This window comes from Dorea sp. AM58-8, assembly GCF_003464045.1.
In the GTDB taxonomy this organism is placed as follows: Bacteria; Bacillota; Clostridia; order Lachnospirales; family Lachnospiraceae; genus Claveliimonas; species Claveliimonas ammoniilytica.
In genome coordinates this window covers 84589-106557 of the sequence record NZ_QSDM01000010.1, presented here as the reverse complement: position 1 = coordinate 106557, position 21969 = coordinate 84589, and the positions used below count along the sequence as shown (strand labels likewise).

Below are 21969 nucleotides of genomic sequence, written 5' to 3'. Positions count from 1 at the left end.
TTATTTTTGCAGAAAATGTCTTTTCTCATCCGGACTGTACCGTCGGTTCTGGAATTCCATAAAGGTCACCAGATCAGCCGCTCTCGCGGGTCATGGACTATACCATCGGTAGGGAATCTCACCCTGCCACAAAGACTTATTGATTCTATATCGAGTTGTAATTGCAGTAACATTATCTGTTGAGATTTATTATATACTTTTCTGACACAGCTGTAAATATTATTTGTTATTTTTTGAAATTTTTGGAATATTTTGAAATTTTTGAAAGGAATTGTTTTTATAAATGTATCATGGTATAATGAATCGTCAACGGAGACATTGCAGTAGGCGCAGTGTCTCTTTTTTAAAGAGAGGAATTGATAAAATGAAAGAAAAGAAAAAAATGTCTTTGGCCATGCAGATATTTATTGCACTTGTACTGGCCATCATTGCAGGATTGCTCTTGCAGAGTCACGCAGACTTTGCCGAATCCTACATCAAACCCTTCGGAACGATATTCTTGAACCTTGTTAAATTCATCGTCGTTCCTATTGTATTATTCTCCATCATGTTCGGTATCATTTCTATGAGTGATATCAAAAAGGTGGGCGCCATTGGTCTGAAAACGGTTATTTTCTATCTTTGCACGACTGCATTTGCTGTTACGATCGGTCTGATCGGCGGTAATCTTTTTAAAAGTCTGTTCCCGGTAGTTGCTACTACGGATCTGACTTATGAAGCAACCGAAGCCACATCCTTTATGGATACACTTGTGAATATGTTCCCATCCAACTTCGTATCTCCTATGGTAGAAGCTAACATGCTGCAGATCATCGTCATGGCTGTTCTTCTTGGATTTGCGATTATCCTTGTAGGTGAGAAAAATATCCGTGTAGTAAATGCATTCAACGATCTAAATGACATTTTTATGAAATGTATGGAAATGATTCTGAAGCTGTCACCGATCGGTGTCTTCTGTTTACTGTGCCCGGTCATCGCATCCAACGGACCTGCTATCATCGGTTCTCTTGCAATGGTGCTTCTGGCAGCATATATTTGTTACATTGTACATGCAGTATTCGTGTACTCACTGACGGTAAAAACTATGGGCGGTTTAAGTCCACTGAAATTCTTTAAAGGCATGCTTCCGGCAATCATGTTTGCATTTTCCAGTGCATCTTCTGTAGGAACTCTGCCGATCAACATGGAGTGCACTGAAAAGCTCGGTGCCAGACGAGAAGTTGCTTCTTTCGTACTGCCTCTGGGAGCGACGATCAACATGGACGGTACAGCCATTTACCAGGGTGTCTGTGCTATCTTCATTGCTTCCTGCTACGGCATCCAGCTCACTCTTCCACAGATGTTGACCATCGTTCTTACCGCTACACTGGCATCTATCGGAACCGCTGGAGTACCGGGTGCAGGTATGGTCATGCTGGCTATGGTACTTACTTCTGTTGGTCTTCCTGTTGATGGCATTGCTTTGGTAGCCGGAGTAGACCGTATCTTTGATATGGGACGTACAACCGTCAACATCACCGGTGATGCAGCCTGTACCGTCATTGTCTCCAATCTGGAGGCAAAGCGTGAAGCGCGCAAAACCACAAATAATTAAAACAAATACACCAATCTTTTAAGCTCTATCACAAAACCGATGATTCAGACATTTATATCAAATGTCTTTACCATCGGTTTTTTGTATATATCGTATATATCTATTTAACTTTTTAAGCTACCACATCTTCAAACTGTGAGTTATACAGGTTTGCATAGAAGCCACCCGCTGCCAGCAGATCTTCATGATTGCCCTGTTCGATAATATCTCCGTCTTTCATAACAAGGATCAGATCTGCATCCCGGATTGTAGACAATCTGTGTGCAATGACAAAACTTGTCCTGCCCTTCATCAGGTTATCCATCGCTTTCTGAATCTCAATCTCTGTTCTGGTATCTACAGACGAAGTCGCCTCATCCAGAATCAGTATCTTATTATCTGCCAGTATCGCTCTCGCAATCGTCAGAAGCTGCTTCTGTCCCTGAGATACATTACTTGCATCCTCATTCAGTTCCATCTGATAGCCACCCGGCAGTGTCTTAATAAAATGATGTGCTCTCGCTGCTTTTGCTGCCGCAATAACCTCTTCATCCGTTGCATCCAACCGTCCGTAACGGATATTCTCCATAATTGTGCCTTTAAACAGCCAGGTATCCTGCAATACCATTCCAAATGCATCCCTTAGCTCTCTTCGGTTGAAATCTCTGATATCATGATCATTCAAACGGATGGATCCACTGTTCACATCGTAGAAACGCATCAGTAGTTTGACCATCGTTGTCTTACCAGCACCGGTCGGTCCCACAATCGCAATCTTCTGTCCCGGTTTAACATTTGCACTAAAGTCATGGATAATCACCTGCTCCGGATTATAACCAAACTTCACATGTTCAAAACTTACCTCACCGGTTACCTGCGCAATATCAGCCGGATGTTCTGCAGTCTGCACTTCCTCTTCTTCTCCAAGGAACTCAAATACTCTCTCAGATGCTGCAGACATAGACTGCACCATATTGATTACCTGTGCAATCTGCTGAATCGGCTGTGTAAAGTTCTTGACATACTGGATAAACGCCTGAATATCACCAATCGTAATCACGCCCCTGATTGCCAGGAGTCCTCCTGTCAATGCCACACATGCATATCCCAGATTACCGACAAACATCATAATCGGCTGCATCATTCCTGACAGAAACTGTGATTTCCATGCAGAATCATACAAAATATTATTCGTCTTTTCAAACTCTTCGATTGTTGCTTCTTCTCTGTTAAATGCTTTGATAACCATATGACCGCCATAGACTTCTTCAACCTGACCATTGATATGTCCCAGATATTCCTGCTGTGAACGGAAGAACTTCTGTGACTTCTTCATCACCAGTCCGATCAGTCCCATAGAAATTGGCAGGATAATCAATGCGATCAGTGTCATTAACGGTGAAATGCTGAGCATCATGATCAACACACCCACAAGCGTAGCCACAGACGTAATGATCGTGGTAATACTCTGGTTAAGTCCCTGTCCCAGTGTATCTACATCATTCGTAATGCGCGAAAGGACTTCGCCATAAGTACGGCTTTCAAAATACTTCATCGGCATGCAGTTGATCTTCTCAGAGATCTCTTTCCGCAATCTGTAACATACCTTCTGCGTGATACCGGTCATAATCCAGCCCTGAATAAAACTGAACAGCGCACTGCACAGATACAACGTCAGTACAAACAACAAGATCATTCCAATCTTCTGAAAATCGATACTTCCTGTTCCGCGTATCTTATTCATCAGTCCTTCTGAAAGAGCCGTTGTAGCCTTACCCAGAATCTTTGGTCCGGCTACTGTAAATACTGTTGAACATGCCACACAGATCATCACAATAAATATGCCAATCTTATATGTTGCCATATATTTTGCAAGCTGCTCAACAGATTTCTTCAGATTCTTTGGCTTCTCACCCGGCTGCATACCGTGTCCCATCGGTCCTCTGCGGCGCTGCGTACGTGTACGTTCCTGACTATTACTCATTTCCGGACACCTCACTTTCTTCAAGTCCAAGCTCTCTTGCAGACAACTGAGACTTCGCTATCTGCTGATATACTTCACATGTCTTCAACAGTTCTTCATGTGTACCCTTACCTACAACCTCTCCATCATCCAGAACCAGTATCTGTTCTGCATGCAGGATCGTACTGATTCGCTGTGCTACAATGATCACAGTGCTGTCCTTTACATTTTCACCAAGAGCTTTCCGAAGCGCCGCATCCGTCTTCAGATCCAGTGCTGAGAAGCTGTCATCAAATACAAAAATCTTCGGATTCTTTGCGATCGCTCTGGCGATTGCAAGACGCTGCTTCTGTCCACCAGACACATTGCTTCCACCTTGCGCAATCGCACTATCATATCTGTCATCTTTTGTCTCAATGAACTCGGTCGCCTGTGCAATCCTGGCCGCCTTCGCAATCTCCTCATCTGTTGCTTCTTCTTTGCCAAAGCGCAGGTTAGATGCGATCGTACCAGAGAACAACACTCCTTTCTGCGGCACAAATCCAATCTCCTCACGCAGATCTGACATCTTAATATTACGGATGTCTTTGCCATCCAGTGTGATCTTACCGCCGGTCACATCATAGAGCCGCGGAATCAGATTCACCAGTGTAGATTTACCGCATCCTGTGCTTCCGATAATAGCCGTCGTTTTGCCTGGTTCTGCAATAAAATCAATATCATGCAATACATCTTCTTCCGCTCCCGGATACCGGAAATTCACATGTTCAAAGCAAATCACGCCATTACGCTCTGCAACTGCTTCCGTCTGATCTGCATCATGAATCGAGGACTCTGTTACAACGACTTCATCAATACGCTCTGCTGCTACCGCTGCTCTCGGAAGCATAATAGAAAGCATTGTCAGCATCAGGAATGACATAACAATCATCATCGCATAAGTGATAAAGGCTGTCATTGCACCTACCTGCATATCACCACTGTCAATTCTGTGTGCACCTACCCATACAATGCTTACTGTAAGCACATTCATGATCAGCATCATACCAGGCATCATAAATGTCATAATGCGGTTGGTAAAAAGTGTCGTCCTAGTCAGGCTCCGATTCGCATCATCAAAACGTTCTTCTTCTTTCTTCTCTCGTCCGAATGCACGGATAACAGAAAGTCCTGTCAGGATTTCTCTGGATACCAGGTTGATGTTATCCACCAGTTTCTGCATCAGTTTAAACTTCGGCATAGCTGCGGATACCAGTACCATTACATATCCAAGGATCACAATAATCGCCAATGCAATCACCCATCCCATTCCCGCTCCCGTCTTCATAACCTTCAGCACGCCGCCGATACCAAGGATCGGTGCATATGCTACAATTCGCAGAAGCATCGTAGACACCATCTGAATCTGCTGAATATCATTGGTACTTCTGGTGATCAGGGATGCTGTTGAAAATCTGTCCATCTCTGCATTGGAGAACCTCACAACACGCTTAAATACTTTATCTCTCAGATCTCTTCCGACACCCGCACCCACACGAGAAGCAAAGAAGCCTACCAGTACGGTAACAACTCCCATCAACAGTGCCATGCCAACCATTTTCAGTCCGGACATCCAGAGATAATCCTTCTGTACCTGATCAATGTCCACACCTGCTGCCTTATCAGCAGATACTGCATAGGCAACTCCCATCGATTTCACCAGAGAGCTTCCCATTGCATCAATGGTATCTTCCATATCGTCGCGCATAGAAAAAATCTGGTCTTTTGTCATTGCGCCGCTCTGCAACAACGCAGAAAATACACTGCGTACATCTACGCATTCTACCGTCTTTGTGTTACCGTCATCATCTTCTTTCTCCTGCATGAAACTCTCCAGTTCCATATGCATCATCTGACCAATTTGCTCAACTGACATGTCCGCAAGCTGTGCTGCATCCATCCCCATCTGAGCAGCAATGGATTTCTTAAACGCATCCACCTCCATCGTACTCATCTGATAATTCATGATCAGCGGCACCGTCAGTTCTTCATCTGCCTGATTCAGCTTATCCTCTGACAGATCTTTCAATTCGTAATATCCGTCTTTCTCCTTATACAGATTCTTCCACACATCCGCTTCGTCATCTGTCATAATAAACTGCGCTGTCTGCATTTCCTCTTCAGTTATCTTCTCCGGCACCACATGTTCCACACCGCTGTTCTGAATTCCTACATCGATAATGTCCGAAGTATACGACGGAAGTGCCAGATCACACATCGCCTGAACCACCAGCAGCGTAAGAATGATAATCACTGACTTCCAGTACGGAAGCATATTCTTCGCTATCTTACTCATGCTCTTTTCCCTTTCTGCCTTTCCATTTTCTAGTCTCTATTTCTTTTTCTGCCACAGAATACAGTCTATTCATATACGTAATTAAACGTTCCATATCTCTGACATTCATGTGGTTCAATACAGTCCTGCCAAAATCCTGCATGATCTGCCTGCATTCTTCAACAGTCCTTTTCCCCTCTTCGGTAAGTTCTACACAGATATTTCTCCGGTCGTCCTTATCAATATGTCGCTCCACATATCCTCTTTCTTCCAGTCCGTGTAACGTCCTGGATACAGCAGACGAATGCAGCTTACACCTGCATGCCAGTTCGGAAATTACAACCTTTCCCTCGGAGCTCTTATCCCGGATCACATTCATGATCACGAATTCCGACTGGCTGACATCCGGCATCATAGATGCCATATTCAGCTTCCGGAACTGATGGATTGTCTGAAAAAACTCCCTGTACAATTCATCCACTTCTATGTTCACCTCGGTTCTCATTTGATTATTTAACATTGTTATATATTAACATCTATAATTAATAACACCGGCAAGTAACTCTGTCAAGCTAAATGCCGGTGTTTTATACTTTCTTAATTTTTATTTCCTATTCTGCCTTAATTTTAACTTTCTTACCTGAAAATGCAATTCCAAGTTTAAGTATATTTTCAACGCCTTCTTGCATCATTTCGGAATTGTATCTCTTCTCGTTAATCTGCGCTAACGCATCTTCTGCCAGTCTCTCAAGATCCTCTGCATTTAGATTGCTATTCCACTTTAATTCCATGATAATCCCAGGATATCTTTGTTCTCTTGGCATTAGACTAATATCATATCTTCCGTCTCCGGATTCTCTGTTAAATGTTATCTTGTACTGATTATCCATGAGAGCAATCAAGCCGAGAACTAATCCATGATAAAAGCCTTCTGCTCCCGCATCATAAAAACTAATAGATTTATCCATGTATTCCGCAATAGCAACTACATTCTGGTCAATCCTCGCAATTACTCTTTTTCCTTGCAAAAGTGAAAAAAGTCTTTCTATAATATCATCTGTTGCAACTTGCAAAACGTCTTCAAGGATTTCATTCTTTCCCGTATTTACCCAATAAGGCTGTGGTATACATCCTTTCGAAAGATAATTGATGACTGACCAGGGATTATAAATCTCTTTGCTTCCAAAAAGATAACCATCGTACCACGCCTTTAGCTCAGCCTCTTTTTCCGTCACGCCATAATATTGCATCATCTCATGAACTTCTGTCTCAAATCTCGTCATAGAACTCCTTTTAATAACCTTCCTGAATAGGCGTGTCATATTCATCGATAATAATAATTGGCGCCTTACCATAATGCGACTTTAGCATCTTCGATATTTTTTCAAGAGCCGATGTAAGATCCACCTCATTTGCCGTTCCTTCAATAATCCGCATGAAGTACTCTTTCTCGTATTTTGCTATTTTATCACTTCCAAGCAGCTCCTGATGCCTTCCATATTCTTCCTGAAGGAGACCACGAATTTTATCAAGTGTTGCTTCCCACGAATCGAATTTAACATCTTTAAATGTAAGAAACACAACGGGATATCTCCCCTGATGAGCGCGATATTCCTCTCCACATTCCTGCCATTTCCTTACAAGTTTTCATCAGCGTTCACCTTCTATCATTATTCAGATTATTCTTCCCGCTAATTACAACTTATACTCAGAAGATTATCAATTATATTTGATTTCTTTCCGAAAATAATCACTATACTTTCCAATTACGTATTTCCAAAAGTCCAGGTACAAGCACTTTTGCGCTGGTTCGCAGGATGATCTCTCCTTTTTCTGCTGTTGCACCAGAAGGATCTCCACCGATGCCGATTGGTTTTCCGTCTTCTGTTTTCCAGTCTTCCGACACCCATCCAATCGACACGGAACCATACGGAAGCAAGGTCTTGTTATGAAGGAAGCTTTCCGGTCGACCGGCCTCGCTCGTTTCCAGTTTTACAAGACTTTCATCTACTGCCATTACCATCGAAGTTTCCATCTCGCCACCATGAAAATCCCAGATATTTCCTTCAGATACGGTGGCTTTCACATCCGGATGTCCAAAAGCACCGGAAGATAATATGAATGGTGAAATCCCCAGTTCGCTTCTCAGCTCTCTGCTTAATATCTGCACCACCGGCGCATTTCCACCATGACACACCAGAAAAGCAATTTTCCGGAACCCGTGATGTGCCAGACTGACACAGATATCATATAGCATATGATAATAGGTATCCGGCTTAAATGTAATCGAGCCACAAAAGTTCTTATGTTCTGTGCTCAATCCTATCGGAATCACCGGAAATGCTAAAATCGGAAAATCCTTTTCTCCTGCTGCATCCAGTTCTTCTCCAAGATACTTCACCATTGCTTCTGCTATGATATCATCCGTTCCAAGCGGAGCCTGATTGCCATGCTGTTCAAGTGCCCCAAGAGGAATCAGAATAATCGTTTCTTCCTTATCTACCTGTTCCATCTCCAGACGGGTCAGATCTCTGTAATTCCGAATCATGCTTCCACCGCCCTTTTCACAAAGCTGACTGTATGAATTCTCTCATAAAGCAGATAACCTGCAAAGCTGTTCAGTCCAATCTTAATTATGTTGAATGGAATGGTTGCCAGAATAATAAAGGATGTCAGATTCGTGATGGATGGGTTCACAGAAGCCACCATCTGGATCACCTGATTTAACGGCAATTCCATTGCTTTCGCATACAGCGGCAAGGTAATAAAGGCGTTGCAGAAGCAGGCAAATGCTGTACGAATCACCACACCGGCTGCCATGGAAACACTTGCTGCTTTTCTGGTCTTTCCCATCTTCTTGTAAACCAGCCACATTGGAATCACAAACAACGCAATGCCTATCAGATTGGCAAACTCACCGACATACATGGTATTCGTTCCTACCGTTACAAGCTTAATCAGGATCTTTACAACTTCTACTATCGCTGCCGATGCCGGTCCCATCAAAAACAACGCAATGATCGATGGCACATCACTGAAATCCAGTTTATAAAACGGCGGCATCATCGGCACTGATATCTCCAATGACATCAGCACTCCTCCCACTGCAGCCAGCATTGCTGTATAAATCAGTTTCTGTGTACTCCATTTTTTCTTTTCCATTTCTTTTTCCTCCAGAATGTTCTATTTGAGCAGAAATTCTAAATTCTAGAAGGTTTCGTTTGTGGAAGAAAAAAATCTCAGGTTCTTCGGAACCTGAGATCTTACTTTTCAACTCTGATGTCGCATGACTACTCTGCCACGCTTCCATGTTTGAATCATCTTCTCTCATCCAGACTATACTGTCGGTACCGGAATCTCACCAGTTCAACTGCCTGCGCAGCTCGCGGACTATACCGCCGGTAGGGAATTACACCCTGCCCCGAAGAATTTATTCTATTCTGTTCTGGGTCTAAGATAGCACACGACTAGTAACCTGTCAACCCACTATTTCATATCGGAAGCTTTACTTCTCTTCTGTGAAATAACCAGTCCTGTAAGAATCAGTACTGCACCGATCACCAATCTCACAGTCAGTCTTTCTTTCAATATCAGCACTGACAGGACAACCGTTACAATCGGCGATACATAGATATACACACTGGTCTTTAACGCGCCAATCCACTGTGTTGACAGGTTCCATACAAAGAATCCCATCGCGGCTGTTTTTGGGTAACAAAAAAAGCGGGTGATGGGAATCGAACCCACGTATCCAGCTTGGAAGGCTGATGTTCTACCATTGAACTACACCCGCGTGTTTCATAACACAAAAAATATAATACCATATTCCCAGAAAAATGCAAGTGAAATTTTAAAATTTTTTAAAAAATATATAAAATATGCACATCACACTCAATTCTAATTGGAATTCTATTTTCGATACCGTAAATCTCAAGAATGCCTCTGCAATCCTGCCGGAGGCTATATCAGCTGGGGGGATTGACTCCCATCTGATATATAAAACCCGGAGTCAGCGATGGTATCGGATATATATCCGCATCGCCGGCTCCGGGGATTCTGCATCACACAGCGTCAAAGAAATTATTTACTTTCCTTCGTAATGAATGACGCTCTCCACATCATAGCCTTTCAGCTTCTCTCTTCCTTTCAAGCCTTCTAATTCCATCAGGAAGATTATTTTCACTACTTCACCACCAAGCTCTTCCACCAATCTGGCTGCCGCTTCAATCGTGCCACCTGTAGCAATCAGATCATCCACTAATACAACCTTTTGTCCCGGTTGAATAGCATCCTTATGCATCTCGATCTCTGCTTTGCCATATTCCAGTTCGTATTCAGCAGAAACAGTCTCTCTTGGAAGCTTGCCTTTCTTTCTGACTGGTACAAATGCTTTATGAAGATTGTATGCGATTGGTACACCAAAAATAAATCCTCTGGACTCTGTTCCGGCGATCACATCAAACTCTACATCTTCCAGGAACTTCTGCATCTCATCAATCGCAAGATGTAAGCCGTCTGCATCCTGCAACACACTTGTCACATCGCGAAAGATAATTCCTTTCTCCGGGAAATCCGGAATACTTTTTACATATTCTTCAATCTTTTTCATCGATATCGCTCCTTAGTGAAATAATGACTACTCGTCTAGTATACCATAGTCCGTTTCAAAATTCCACTGTTCCTGTTATGCATTCTCTGCTCTATCTCTGATATTTTCTTATTCTGCAAGATATCTTGCTACACATACACCGCTGGCTGATGCATGAGACAGGGAATGTGTAACACCGCTGCAGTCACCGATAATAAACAATCCTTCATGTCTGGTCTGCAGGTGGTTGTCTATCTCTACTTCCATATTATAGAACTTCACTTCTACACCATACAGCAACGTATCATCATTAGCTGTACCAGGAGCAATCTTGTCCAGTGCATAGATCATCTCAATAATACCGTCCAGAATACGTTTCGGCATAACCAGACTCAGATCACCCGGTGTTGCTGCAAGTGTTGGTGTCACATAGCTTTCAGCAATTCTTGATACCGTACTTCTGCGTCCACGGATCAGATCCCCAAAACGCTGTACCATTACTCCTCCGCCCAGCATATTAGACAATCTCGCAATGCTTTCACCATATCCGTTGCTGTCCTTAAATGGTTCTGAAAAATGCTTGGATACCAATAATGCAAAATTCGTATTCTCTGTATGCAATGCCGGATCTTCATAGCTGTGACCATTTACCGTTACAATACCGTTCGTGTTCTCATTTACAACCACTCCCCGCGGATTCATACAAAATGTTCTTACCAGATCTTCAAACTTCTGTGTACGATATACGATCTTGCTTTCATACAATTCATCTGTCAGGTGTGCAAATACTTCTGCCGGAAGTTCTACACGCACACCAATATCCACACGATTAGACTTGGTCGGGATTTCCAGATCCTTGCATACACCTTCCATCCATTTACTTCCACTTCGTCCTGCAGAAATAATACATTTATCACATATATATTCGGCATCTGCAGTCTTCACCACATAACCTTCTCCACTCTTTGCCACTGTCTCTACCGGTGTCATGAAATGAAACTCGACCTTATCTTTTAATTCATTATAAAGGTTCTCAAGAACCACGTAATTAATGTCTGTTCCCAGGTGACGAACGGATGCATCCAGCAAATGCAGATCGTTCTGTAAGCATGTCTTCTTAATCTCAGTATTAGCTGTAGAATAAAGCTTCGTGCCCTTACCACCGTGGCTCATATTAATATCATCCACATACTTCATCAGATCAATTGCTTCTCTCTTGCCAATATATTCATGCAGAGTACCACCAAACTGATTCGTAATATTGTATTTTCCATCTGAAAATGCACCTGCGCCTCCGAATCCATTCATGATTCCGCAGCTCTTACAATGGATACAATTCTTGATCTTCTTGCCATCAATCGGACATTTTCTCTTCTCCAGAGGCTGTCCTGCTTCCAATACAACAACCTTCAGTTCCGGTTTCAATTTCATCAATTCATATGCTGAAAAGATACCTCCCGGTCCTGCTCCGATAATCACTACATCATACTTCATCCGTTATTCCTCCCTTAACTTACACAAAATATCTACCGTATGTCCGGATGCTCCCATCAGATCCATCCGTTCACAGGTAGCCATATGATATGTTATAAACTGTTCAAATTCATCTTCATCCAACGCATTCAGAAACGGACGCATATAATTCGCAGCTCCGTCTGCTGCAATGATCTGCAGCCGTTCCATACCCGCCTGCCAGTTCAATTCTGCAATATCCTCCAACCGAACCATACTATAGAGCTCATTTCCTTTCTCTGTACAGTGAAATGTTTCGTCCAACATTCCTTCCTGCACCGCTTCCCTGATATGCCGTTCCTTAAATGCATAAGTCAGCACGCTGAATTCATTCATAATATATGCCACCAACAGTACGCCATCCGCTCTCAGTACACGCTTCGCTTCCAGCAACGCCTGAAGCTTCTCACCTTCACCTTTCAGATGATACATTGGTCCAAACAGTAATACAAGATCAAAACTCTCCGGTTCAAAGCGTTTTACTTCAGTGCATTTCCCTGGTATGCCTTCACCAGGCTGCATTTCTGCTTCAGACGTCCCAGATTATGCTTTACAAGCTCCACTGCCGATACATCATATCCTTCTTCCGCCAGTGCAATACTGTAGCGACCTGTTCCCGCACCGATATCCAATATCCTGATCTCATGCCTGTCCCTGCCAGACGCATCTGCGATCTGATCTAAATATTTGTGAATATAATGCATGGAGGTCTGAAATTCCACTTTGCCATGCCGACTATCCAGACGCTTATCTTCATTAAACTTGTTATAGTATTCTTCTAAAGTCGTCATAAATTATTTCCCTTCGCTTCTATTCCAATATACAGTATAACAGGCATTTTTCATGCTCGCAATGAAAATCCTTACCAAATAATCCAGGTCATTGCGTGGAATTATATTCGTGCTATAGTAACCCATAGAAGGGCAACACACTCATGCTGAATTTTGCCTGTCTCGTCGATTCTGACGATGGAACAATATACACTTGCACACGAGAGTTATCATTTCTAATAGTAAAATTGTAAAAAGGATGAGAAACTTCTTCAAGTTGTTTCTCACCCTCTTTATTATCTTCTATATCATTCTATCTGCTCTTTAGCATCTGCAACTATACATATAGCTACTGTACGTCTGCATATACCCAGTCAATATTCAAACTGCAATAGTAGAATACAACACCTGTGGTATCTTCATCTAACATATAGTAAATATTTCTGGACTGCAGCGGAATGAATGCTCCATCAGCCAGAATCAACTGTTCAGCCTGATTCAGTTCATCCATACGTTTATCTGTATCAGCCTCGTCTGTAGATGCATTCAGAAGTGCATCCACTTCTTCATTTTTATATAAACTATAATTGTAAGAGCTGTCGCTCTTGAAAAGTTCAAGATAACTATACGGATCATCATAATCAGATGCCCATCCGCCGTAACCAATTTCAAAATCATGGTTCGGTAATACTTCGCCATAGATATCAGCATATGTTACCTGACGAATCTTGATATTGATTCCCAGTGCATTCTGCCACTGTTCCTGCAGAGTCTCAACAATTCTTTTGCTTGAATCAGCATCAGTTGTAACCACTTCTACAGTAATATCTGATGCCTTGGCAATACCCAGTTCCTGCATAGCAGCGTTCAGATATTCTTCAGCCTTAGCCTGATCTCCATCCAGCGGATAACTATAAGAGTCAAGATCATAGACTTCACCGTAAGTGCTTCCCTTCGCCTGTAATCCAGAGAATACCAATCCGTTAAATGGAGTAAATGTATCCGAATTAGCAAGCTTATTATAGTCATTACGATTCAGTGCATAATTCAGTGCCAGACGGAAATTCTTATTAGCAAGCACCGGATTATCGCTTCCCTGATTAATGTAACAAAAGTCTATATTACCATTTGCATATTCCTGTGCCTGATCCTTATACTCCGGAACATACGCAGTAGAAATCTGTACATAATCAAGATCTCCTGCTTCATACATTGACAGCTGTGTATCTGCATTTTCTACATAATTCAGTTCACATCTATCCAGTTTAATAGAATCTTTATTCCAGTAATTCTCATTCTTCTCAAATATCCATACGTTATTCTCGGAACTTGTCATCACAAAAGGTCCGCAATAAACATTTTTATCTGCTGTTGCTGCAAAGTCTGTACCGTATTTTTCAACAATATCCTGACGGATCGGCGCAAATTCACCTGATGAACCGATCAGACTCAAAAAGTATGAAGTCGGATGCTCCAGTGTGACCTCCAGTGTTGTATCATCGGTAGCCTTTACTCCCAGTTCATCAACAGCCATCTCACCTTTTTCAATCGCCTGTCCATTTTTCAGACAGTCACCAATAAATGCATAGGCACTGGCTGTTTCCGGATTCACAAGTCTCTTCCAGCTGTACTCAAAGTTTGCTGCTGTAACTGGCTCTCCATCGCTCCACACTGCATCATCACGTAAATGAAATGTGTACGTCAGTCCATCATCTGAAATATCCCAGCTTTCTGCAATACCTGGCTGAATATCACCACCTGTATTACGAACAAGTCCTTCCGTAATCGCATGCTGAATCTCATTATCTACCATGCCCTGACCCTTATTCGGATCCAGTGTTGTAGGCAATGTATTCGTAGCATAGCGGAACACTTTTTCCCCATCTGATGCTCCACCATCTTTACCACTGCCCGGCGTGCTGCAGCCTGTAGCAAGTCCCGCTACCATGGCCATACTTAGAAATGTAGCTAATAATCTCTTTTTCATAAAAACCTCCCTATTCTATTAGCTTATATGTAGTATTTATCAGACCTTCATAACCGTAATCTTAGAGTGATCCGTCCCTTCATTCCCCGATTTATCCGTTTCGGACACCCTGCCTAAATCATAAAAATCTGGTTCTACCCGTATAATAACTCAAGAATACTCTCGACATACTTTAATTCATAACAGCTTCGATATCTTCAATTGTTCTCGGAATATCTCCGGACAGGTTCTCGCATCCATCCTCTGTTACCAGACAGTTATCTTCCAGGCGGAATCCGATGCCCCATTCTTCATGATAGATACCCACATCGATACAAAATGCCATACCTGGTGCAATAACCTCCGGCGTCTTAACCACATCATGCACATCGTAACCAATGTGATGTGCTCCACCGTGCCACATATATGTACCGATCTCATCATATGAGTTCAACACACCTGCCTGCTTCAGCTGCTCACAGTTGTATCTGCGGATCTCTGCATCTACTTCTTTCATCTCCATGCCAGGCTTCACAATTGAGAACATATGATTAGACGTTTCCAATGCACAGTTAAACAACAGCTTCTGTTTCTCGCTGTACTTACCGTTACAAGGCCATCCACGGGATACATCAGTAATCAGGTTATCCCACTGTGCCCCAACGTCATTCAGTACCATATCACCATCCTGCGCCTGTCCCTGATAGCTGTAATAGTGTATACAGAAGTTATTCTTACCTGCTGAAATAATAGAAGGGAATCCAGGTCCCTTCGGTCCGAACTGTCCCAGCGCACGATCAAATTCTGCTTTATACTGGTATTCATACATGCCTGGTTTAGACGCTTCCATCATCGCCACAATACCAGCCTTTGTAATCTTCTCTGCCTGACGCAGTGCTTCGATCTCGCATGGCTGTTTAATCAGTCTCAGTTCTCTTACCAGCGCATTGGCATTGCCAATAGTAAAGAATGGCACCTGCTGCTGTACATAGTTCAGAAATCTCTGAGCCGGACGGTCGATGTCTTTTGCATTTATGCGGAACAGATCCAGATACAAATGTCCGTAATTACCACTATTAGCCAACGCGCGGAAATCCGTCTCAAATTTCTCATTAGAGCGGATATCTTCTGCTCCTGAAATCTCTGTCGCTTCATATGGCTTTACACGCACACCCGTCCATCTTTCCGCAAATGCATCTGGCGGAAGAATGTAGACACGCTCCTCCACACTGCCTTCTGCATCTTTTGCTGCCAGAAGAACCGCTTCTTTGCACTCCAGACCTGTCAGATATACAAAACTTCTGTCTGCAAAAAACGGATAATACTCGTCATTTGTCTTCGTGATCTCTTCACCGGAAAACATTACGAGCAATGATCCTTCCGGAAGCTTCGCATATAATCTCTCTCGATTACCTTTATGAAATTCTGCCTTCATCCTTGTCATTACCTCTTTTCTCTATTAGCATTCTTATTCACTACAATCATGCAGGCTGACACCCACTCTTTATACAAGCAATAGCTTCTCACTCATCGCACAAAAAATGGGAAGTGGCAACCCACCTCCCATTATTTCACAATCGCATCATCAATGCAATAGGCTTCATTGTTTTTAGTCCATCAAATGGCATGCAACCACATGTCCCGGCTTAACTTCTCTTGCCTGCGGTGTCTCCTGATGACATCTCTCGGTAGCGTACTGGCAACGTCCTGCGAAACGACATCCCTCTTTCGGATTGATCGGACTAGGGATCTCTCCTTTGATCGGAATACGCTTGTTGTTCTTAGCCTTATCCGGATCAGCTTCCGGAATAGCGGAAAGCAGTGCCTTTGTATATGGATGCATCGGGTTCGCATACAGTTCTTCTGTCTCCGCTGTCTCTACGATCGTTCCCAGATACATTACAACCACACGGTCAGAAATATACTTAACAACACTCAGGTCATGAGCGATGAACAGGTATGTCAGTCCTCTTGTCTCCTGAAGTTCTTTCAGCATATTAATAACCTGTGCCTGAACAGATACGTCCAGAGCTGAGATCGGCTCATCACAGATAATGAATTCCGGATCTACAGAAAGTGCACGGGCTATACCGATACGCTGTCTCTGTCCACCTGAGAACTCATGAGGGAAACGCGACATATGATCCTTATTCAGACCAACCGTCTCCAGAAGTTCTTCTACCTTCTGATCTACATCCTTATCGGCCAGTCCATGATGCTTAATACCTTCTCCTACAATCTCCTTAACCGTCATACGAGGATTCAGGGATGCATATGGATTCTGGAATATCATCTGTACCTTCTGGCAGAATTTTTTCTGTTCTTCTTTTGACAGCTTGGTGATATCCTTACCATCGTAAATAACTTCTCCGTCCGTAGGTTCATACAGACGGATCATGCAACGACCCGTTGTAGATTTACCACATCCAGACTCACCTACCAGACCGACGGTCTCTCCTTTATGAATATCAAAACTCACATGATCTACAGCTTTCAAAGTAGCATGTCTGTTGATCTGGAAATATTTACACAGATCTTTTACCTGCACGAGAGGCTGCTTGTTTTCATTTTCCATTTTACACCTCTCCTTTCTTAGCTGTTGCTTTCTTCAAATCTGTCTCCGGTGCCATCTCATGCTGCAGCCAGCAGAATGTTGTATGATCATCTGCTACTGTATATGCTTCCGGCGGCAACTGTTCACAGACATCCATACAGTATTCACATCTTGCAGCAAACGGACATCCTTTCGGAGGTGCGAACAGATCCGGAGGTGTACCTTCGATCGGTTTCAGTTTCTCGCCTTTGGCTGTATCCAGTTTGGCAATAGACTGCATCAGACCTTTGGTATATGGGTGAGCGGTATTGTAGAAGATCTCACCGATCTCACCTTTTTCTACAATCTTACCACCATACATTACTACTACACGGTCGCACAGACGAGAAATAACACCCAGGTCATGTGTGATCATGATGATAGACGTGCCGAGTTTCTCACGAAGTTCCAACAGCAGGTCAAGGATCTGTGCTTCGATTGTAACATCCAGAGATGTTGTCGGCTCATCACAAATAATTACACTTGGACGGCTAACCAGAGCGATCGCGATCATAACACGCTGTTTCATACCTCCGGAAAGCTCATGCGGATACTGTTTATAACGTTTCTCTACATCAGAGATACCTACCAGGCGCATGATATCCATAGCTCTTTCTTTTACTTCTTTTTTGCTGACATCCGTACGTCCAAGAAATACCTCTTCAATCTGAGCACCAACTCTCATGGTCGGGTTCAGAGAGGTCATCGGATCCTGGAATACAAATCCAATCTCACGTCCTCTGATCTTACGGATCTCTTTTTTAGACATTTTCAGGACATCCTGCCCTTTGTATAAGATTTCCCCACCTTCGAAGATCCAGGCGGCTCCGGATTCAGACGCAGAATACACTGAGCTGTTACACTCTTTCCACATCCGGACTCTCCCACGATTCCCAGAATCTCACCCTGGCGGACTTCATAGCTGACATCACGTACAGCCTTTACTTCTCCACCATAGGTGTGGAAGGAATATACTACATTCTTTAATTCAAGAATATTTTCTCTTTCAGACATCTTCTGCTCCTCCTATTCAGTTCCACGAAGCTTTGGATCTACTGCATCGCGCAGTCCATCACCCAACAGGTTCAGGGCAAGCATCGTTGTACAGATGAAAAACGCCGGCATAACAATCTCATGCGGATGGATCCGCAGGAACTGGATACCTTCTTTTGCCAGAACTCCCCAGCTACAGTTCGGAGGTGCAATACCCAGACCAATGTAACTCAAGAATGCTTCCTGGAAGATTGCGTTTGGAATAGCCATACACAGGTTTGTTACCATCATACCAAGAATATTTGGAATAATGTGACGAAGGATGATCACGATATCCGGGATACCGAGTACCTTAGCAGCCATTACGAAGTCCTGCTCTTTCAGACGATATACCTCACCACGCACGAAACGACAGGTACCGATCCATCCTACGATACACATCGCAACGATCAGACATGTAATACCTTTACCTAATACGATCATAACCAGAATAGTAATGATCAGACTCGGGATACCATATAACACATCAACGATACGCATAACGATCATGTCCAGCTTACCGCCATAGTATCCACACAGACCACCGACCACTGCACCTACACACATATTAATAAATGCAGAGAGCAGACCGATTGTCAGGGATGTTCTTGCTCCCATCCATGTACGAACCCACAGGTCACGACCTGTCGCATCACATCCAAGCCAGTGCGCTGAGGACGGTCCTGCATGAATCGAATTCGGATCCATGGTTGAAAATCCATAATGACTGAGCATTGGTGCAAATATTGCAAGTAACGCATACAGCACGATAATGCAAAGTCCGACAAACGCGGCGCGGTTCTTTCTTAATCTGCGCCATGCATCCTGCCAGAAAGAGAGTGACGGTCTGCTGATGGATTCCATACGCTGCGTATTTTTACCCTTAATAGTAAACATTTCTTTGTTCAGTTCAGCCACTTCTCTCACCTACCTTTTACCAATACGTACTCGTGGATCGGCCACTCCGTACATAATATCTACAATCAGATTACACAATACAAGGAAAAAGCCATAGAAGACGGTCATTCCAAGAATCATTGCATAATCGTTTTCATTTACACTTGATACATAATATTTACCCATTCCAGGAATAGCGAAAATAGACTCGATAACGAATGTACCTGTAAGTACAGCCGCTACTGTAGGTCCCAGAATTGTCATTACAGGCATGATCGCATTACGAATCTGATGCTTGAATGTAATTCTGAACTCAGACAATCCTTTTGAACGAGCTGTCTTTATATAATCCTGTGATGTTACTTCCAACATACTGGATCGCATAATTCGCGACACAGAGGCCAGCGTATAGAACGCCAGGGCAGTTGCCGGAAGAATGGTGTATCTGAATCCCAGATACTTTGCCACAGGGAAGAGTCCCCATTTAATTCCAAAGAAATACTGTAAAATTGCTCCCATAATGAAGTCCGGAATACTTGTTCCGATAATCGCAATGATTACACAGAAGAAGTCCAGCTTCTTGCCACGATTTCTGGCGGCAATAATACCAAGCACCAGACCAAATGATACGGCCATTACCAGTGCACGGATTCCAAGATCGGCAGAATATGGGAATGTCTGTCCGATAATATAGTTAACTGTCTTATTGGTGTACTTCATAGAGTAACCGAAATTGCCATGCAGCAAGTTCGCCAGGTAGGTGAAATACTGCTGGATCAGCGGCTTATCGAAGCCGTAGTACGATCTCATATTGGCAGCTACTTCTTTTGTCAGCTTTGCACTGGTAAATGGATCACCAGGCATCAGACGAACCAGAAAGAACACGATGGTAACAAGTGCCCAAAGTGTAATAATAGCTGCGATCACCCGCTTAACAACATACTTAAACATCTTTTTCCTCCTAAACAGATATGAAAAGGGGATTCAGGAAAGGAAGATGATTCCTTCTTCCCTGAATCACCTTTTCATTCTAATCTTGTACAGAGCCCCGGACATACCGGGACTCTGTATAATAGGCTATTTATCTTGCCATTCAGATACAAAATACTTATTTAGCATTTACATCTGCATATACCCAGTCGATGTTCAGACTGCAGTAGTAGAAGTTGATACCTGTTGTATCATCATCCAGCATGTAGTATACATTTCTTGCCTGAAGAGGTACGAATGCGCCATCAGCAAGGATATCCTGCTCAACCTGATTCAGCTCATCCATACGCTTATCTGTATCCGGTTCATCCTGAGAAGCTATCAGCAGCTGATCAACTTCCGGATTCTCATACTGGCTGTAGTTGTAAGAGCTGTCGCCCTTGAACAGTTCAAGGTAGCTGTAAGGATCATCGTAGTCAGATCCCCATCCGCCATAACCAATCTCATAATCATGCTCTGGGAATACTTTGCCGTAGATGTCAGCATATGTTACCTGACGAATCTTTACGTTGATTCCAAGTGCATTCTGCCACTGCTCCTGAAGAGTCTCAACGATTCTCTTGCTAGAGTCAGCATCTGTTGTAACTACTTCAACTGTAATATCTGAAGCGTTAGCAATGCCAAGTTCCTGCATAGCAGCATTCAGATATTCTGTAGCTTTGTCCTGATCTCCATCCAATGGATATGAGTAAGAATTCAGGTCATACGCTTCACCGTATGTGGTTCCCTTAGCCTGCAGTCCCGGGAATACCAGTCCATTGAATGCTGTGTATGTATCAGCATTAGCAAGCTTATTGTAATCGTTACGATTCAGTGCATAGTTAAGAGCCAGGCGGAAGTTCTTGTTGCCAAGTACCGGATTGTCGCTCTTCGAGTTGATGTAGCAGAAGTCAACGTTACCGTTTGCAAATACATCAGCTTTATCCTTGTAGTCTGAAACATATGCTGTAGGAACCTGCACATAATCCAGATCTCCTGCCTCATACATAGAAAGCTGTGTATCTGTGTTCTCTACATAGTTAAGCTCACATTTATCAAGGTTAATAGAATCTTTATCCCAGTAGTTGTCGTTCTTCGCGAATGTCCATACATTATCCTCTGAACTTGTCATTACAAACGGGCCAGAGTATACGTTCTTCTCTGAAGTTGCAGCAAAGTCTGTGCCGTATTTTTCAACAACATCCTGACGAAGCGGTGCATACTGACCTGATGATCCGATCAGACTCAAGAAGTATGATGTCGGGTGCTCAAGTGTCACCTCAAGTGTAGTGTCGTCTACAGCCTTAACTCCCAGTTCTTCAACATCCATGTTGCCCTGCTCAATGGCCTGACCATTCTTCAAGCAGTCACCAATGAATGCATATGGGCTGGCTGTCTCAGGATTAACCAGTCTCTTCCAGCTGTACTCGAAGTCAGCAGCTGTAATTGGCTCTCCATCACTCCATTTTGCATCTTTACGCAGGTGGAACGTGTAAGTAAGTCCGTCTTCAGACTCATCCCAGCTCTCTGCAATTCCCGGCTTGACATCACCGGCTGTGTTACGGGTAAGTCCCTCTGTAACAGCATGCTGGATCTCATTGTCACCAATGCTCTGTCCCTTAGTCGGATCCAGTGTAGTCGGCAGTGTGTTTACAGCATAACGGAATACTTTTCCATCAGCAGAATCACTGTCTGACTTTCCACTACCTGGTGTTCCACAGCCTGTAGCAAGACCTGCCACCATAGCCATACTTAAAAATGCAGCTAATACTCTCTTTTTCATAAGTCGTCC

General features: G+C 43.3%; 17 protein-coding genes, 1 tRNA gene, 2 pseudogenes and 2 riboswitches. Of the genes and pseudogenes, 1 reads left to right on the top strand and 19 read right to left on the bottom strand.

The genetic code is table 11. From position 1 onward, the window contains the following. Positions 1–13: 13 nt before the first annotated feature. Positions 14–140: riboswitch (FMN riboswitch) on the bottom strand. A 224-nt stretch (positions 141–364) separates the two neighbouring features. After that, a complete protein-coding gene (locus DXA18_RS09050; RefSeq protein ID WP_118383664.1) occupies positions 365–1594 on the top strand; it encodes a dicarboxylate/amino acid:cation symporter in 1230 nt (409 codons plus the stop codon). Positions 1595–1706: 112 nt separating this feature from the next. Here the strand turns inward: DXA18_RS09050 and DXA18_RS09045 are convergent, their stop codons facing one another. The 19 genes and pseudogenes from DXA18_RS09045 to DXA18_RS08960 form a co-directional block, all read right to left on the bottom strand. Then, positions 1707–3557, bottom strand: a complete 1851-nt coding sequence (locus DXA18_RS09045) for an ABC transporter ATP-binding protein (RefSeq protein ID WP_118383663.1) — start codon at positions 3555–3557, stop codon at positions 1707–1709. Next, positions 3550–5871: an ABC transporter ATP-binding protein gene (locus DXA18_RS09040; protein WP_118383662.1), complete on the bottom strand. Its 2322-nt coding sequence runs from the start codon at positions 5869–5871 to the stop codon at positions 3550–3552. Before DXA18_RS09040 ends, DXA18_RS09045 begins: the two co-directional genes overlap by 8 nt. Further along, positions 5864–6343, bottom strand: a complete 480-nt coding sequence (locus tag DXA18_RS09035; RefSeq protein WP_158567111.1) for a MarR family winged helix-turn-helix transcriptional regulator — start codon at positions 6341–6343, stop codon at positions 5864–5866. Before DXA18_RS09035 ends, DXA18_RS09040 begins: the two co-directional genes overlap by 8 nt. A gap of 118 nt (positions 6344–6461) precedes the next feature. Further along, a complete protein-coding gene (locus DXA18_RS09030; protein ID WP_243007078.1) occupies positions 6462–7103 on the bottom strand; it encodes a PD-(D/E)XK nuclease domain-containing protein in 642 nt (213 codons plus the stop codon). Positions 7104–7143: 40 nt separating this feature from the next. Further along, positions 7144–7431 (bottom strand): hypothetical protein, encoded by a 288-nt coding sequence (locus DXA18_RS16120; RefSeq protein WP_243007077.1) that lies wholly within the window; start codon positions 7429–7431, stop codon positions 7144–7146. Positions 7432–7603: 172 nt separating this feature from the next. Continuing rightward, positions 7604–8398 carry a creatininase family protein gene (locus tag DXA18_RS09025; RefSeq protein ID WP_118383660.1) on the bottom strand — a complete coding sequence of 265 codons (795 nt, stop codon included), beginning with the start codon at positions 8396–8398 and terminating at the stop codon, positions 7604–7606. Then, positions 8395–9012, bottom strand: coding sequence for a Gx transporter family protein (locus tag DXA18_RS09020; protein WP_118383659.1), 618 nt, complete (start codon positions 9010–9012; stop codon positions 8395–8397). Before DXA18_RS09020 ends, DXA18_RS09025 begins: the two co-directional genes overlap by 4 nt. Before the next feature lie 153 nt (positions 9013–9165). Continuing rightward, positions 9166–9283, bottom strand: a riboswitch (FMN riboswitch). Between the two features lie 53 nt (positions 9284–9336). Then, on the bottom strand, positions 9337–9546 hold the full coding sequence (locus DXA18_RS09015; protein ID WP_118383658.1) for a DMT family transporter: 210 nt from the start codon (positions 9544–9546) through the stop codon (positions 9337–9339). A gap of 26 nt (positions 9547–9572) precedes the next feature. Continuing rightward, positions 9573–9643, bottom strand: a tRNA-Gly gene (locus tag DXA18_RS09010). Between the two features lie 291 nt (positions 9644–9934). Continuing rightward, complete coding sequence (locus tag DXA18_RS09005) at positions 9935–10459, bottom strand: adenine phosphoribosyltransferase (protein WP_118383657.1); 525 nt, start codon at positions 10457–10459, stop codon at positions 9935–9937. 108 nt (positions 10460–10567) lie between these two features. Next, positions 10568–11932: an NAD(P)/FAD-dependent oxidoreductase gene (locus tag DXA18_RS09000; protein ID WP_118383656.1), complete on the bottom strand. Its 1365-nt coding sequence runs from the start codon at positions 11930–11932 to the stop codon at positions 10568–10570. Between the two features lie 3 nt (positions 11933–11935). After that, positions 11936–12654 (bottom strand): annotated as a pseudogene (locus DXA18_RS08995) (class I SAM-dependent methyltransferase). A 415-nt stretch (positions 12655–13069) separates the two neighbouring features. After that, positions 13070–14707, bottom strand: coding sequence for a peptide ABC transporter substrate-binding protein (locus DXA18_RS08990; RefSeq protein ID WP_118383655.1), 1638 nt, complete (start codon positions 14705–14707; stop codon positions 13070–13072). A gap of 172 nt (positions 14708–14879) precedes the next feature. Further along, the gene (locus DXA18_RS08985) at positions 14880–16121 is read right to left on the bottom strand and encodes an aminopeptidase P N-terminal domain-containing protein (RefSeq protein WP_158567110.1); all 1242 of its coding nucleotides are present in this window, start codon (positions 16119–16121) and stop codon (positions 14880–14882) included. A 174-nt stretch (positions 16122–16295) separates the two neighbouring features. After that, on the bottom strand, positions 16296–17261 hold the full coding sequence (locus tag DXA18_RS08980) for an ABC transporter ATP-binding protein (protein WP_118383653.1): 966 nt from the start codon (positions 17259–17261) through the stop codon (positions 16296–16298). Between the two features lies 1 nt (position 17262). Then, positions 17263–18293, bottom strand: a pseudogene (locus DXA18_RS08975) (ABC transporter ATP-binding protein). 12 nt (positions 18294–18305) lie between these two features. Continuing rightward, positions 18306–19229 carry an ABC transporter permease gene (locus DXA18_RS08970; protein WP_243007076.1) on the bottom strand — a complete coding sequence of 308 codons (924 nt, stop codon included), beginning with the start codon at positions 19227–19229 and terminating at the stop codon, positions 18306–18308. A gap of 9 nt (positions 19230–19238) precedes the next feature. Then, positions 19239–20159: an ABC transporter permease gene (locus DXA18_RS08965; protein WP_118383652.1), complete on the bottom strand. Its 921-nt coding sequence runs from the start codon at positions 20157–20159 to the stop codon at positions 19239–19241. Between the two features lie 157 nt (positions 20160–20316). Continuing rightward, the gene (locus DXA18_RS08960) at positions 20317–21960 is read right to left on the bottom strand and encodes a peptide ABC transporter substrate-binding protein (RefSeq protein WP_118383651.1); all 1644 of its coding nucleotides are present in this window, start codon (positions 21958–21960) and stop codon (positions 20317–20319) included. Positions 21961–21969: the final 9 nt, after the last annotated feature.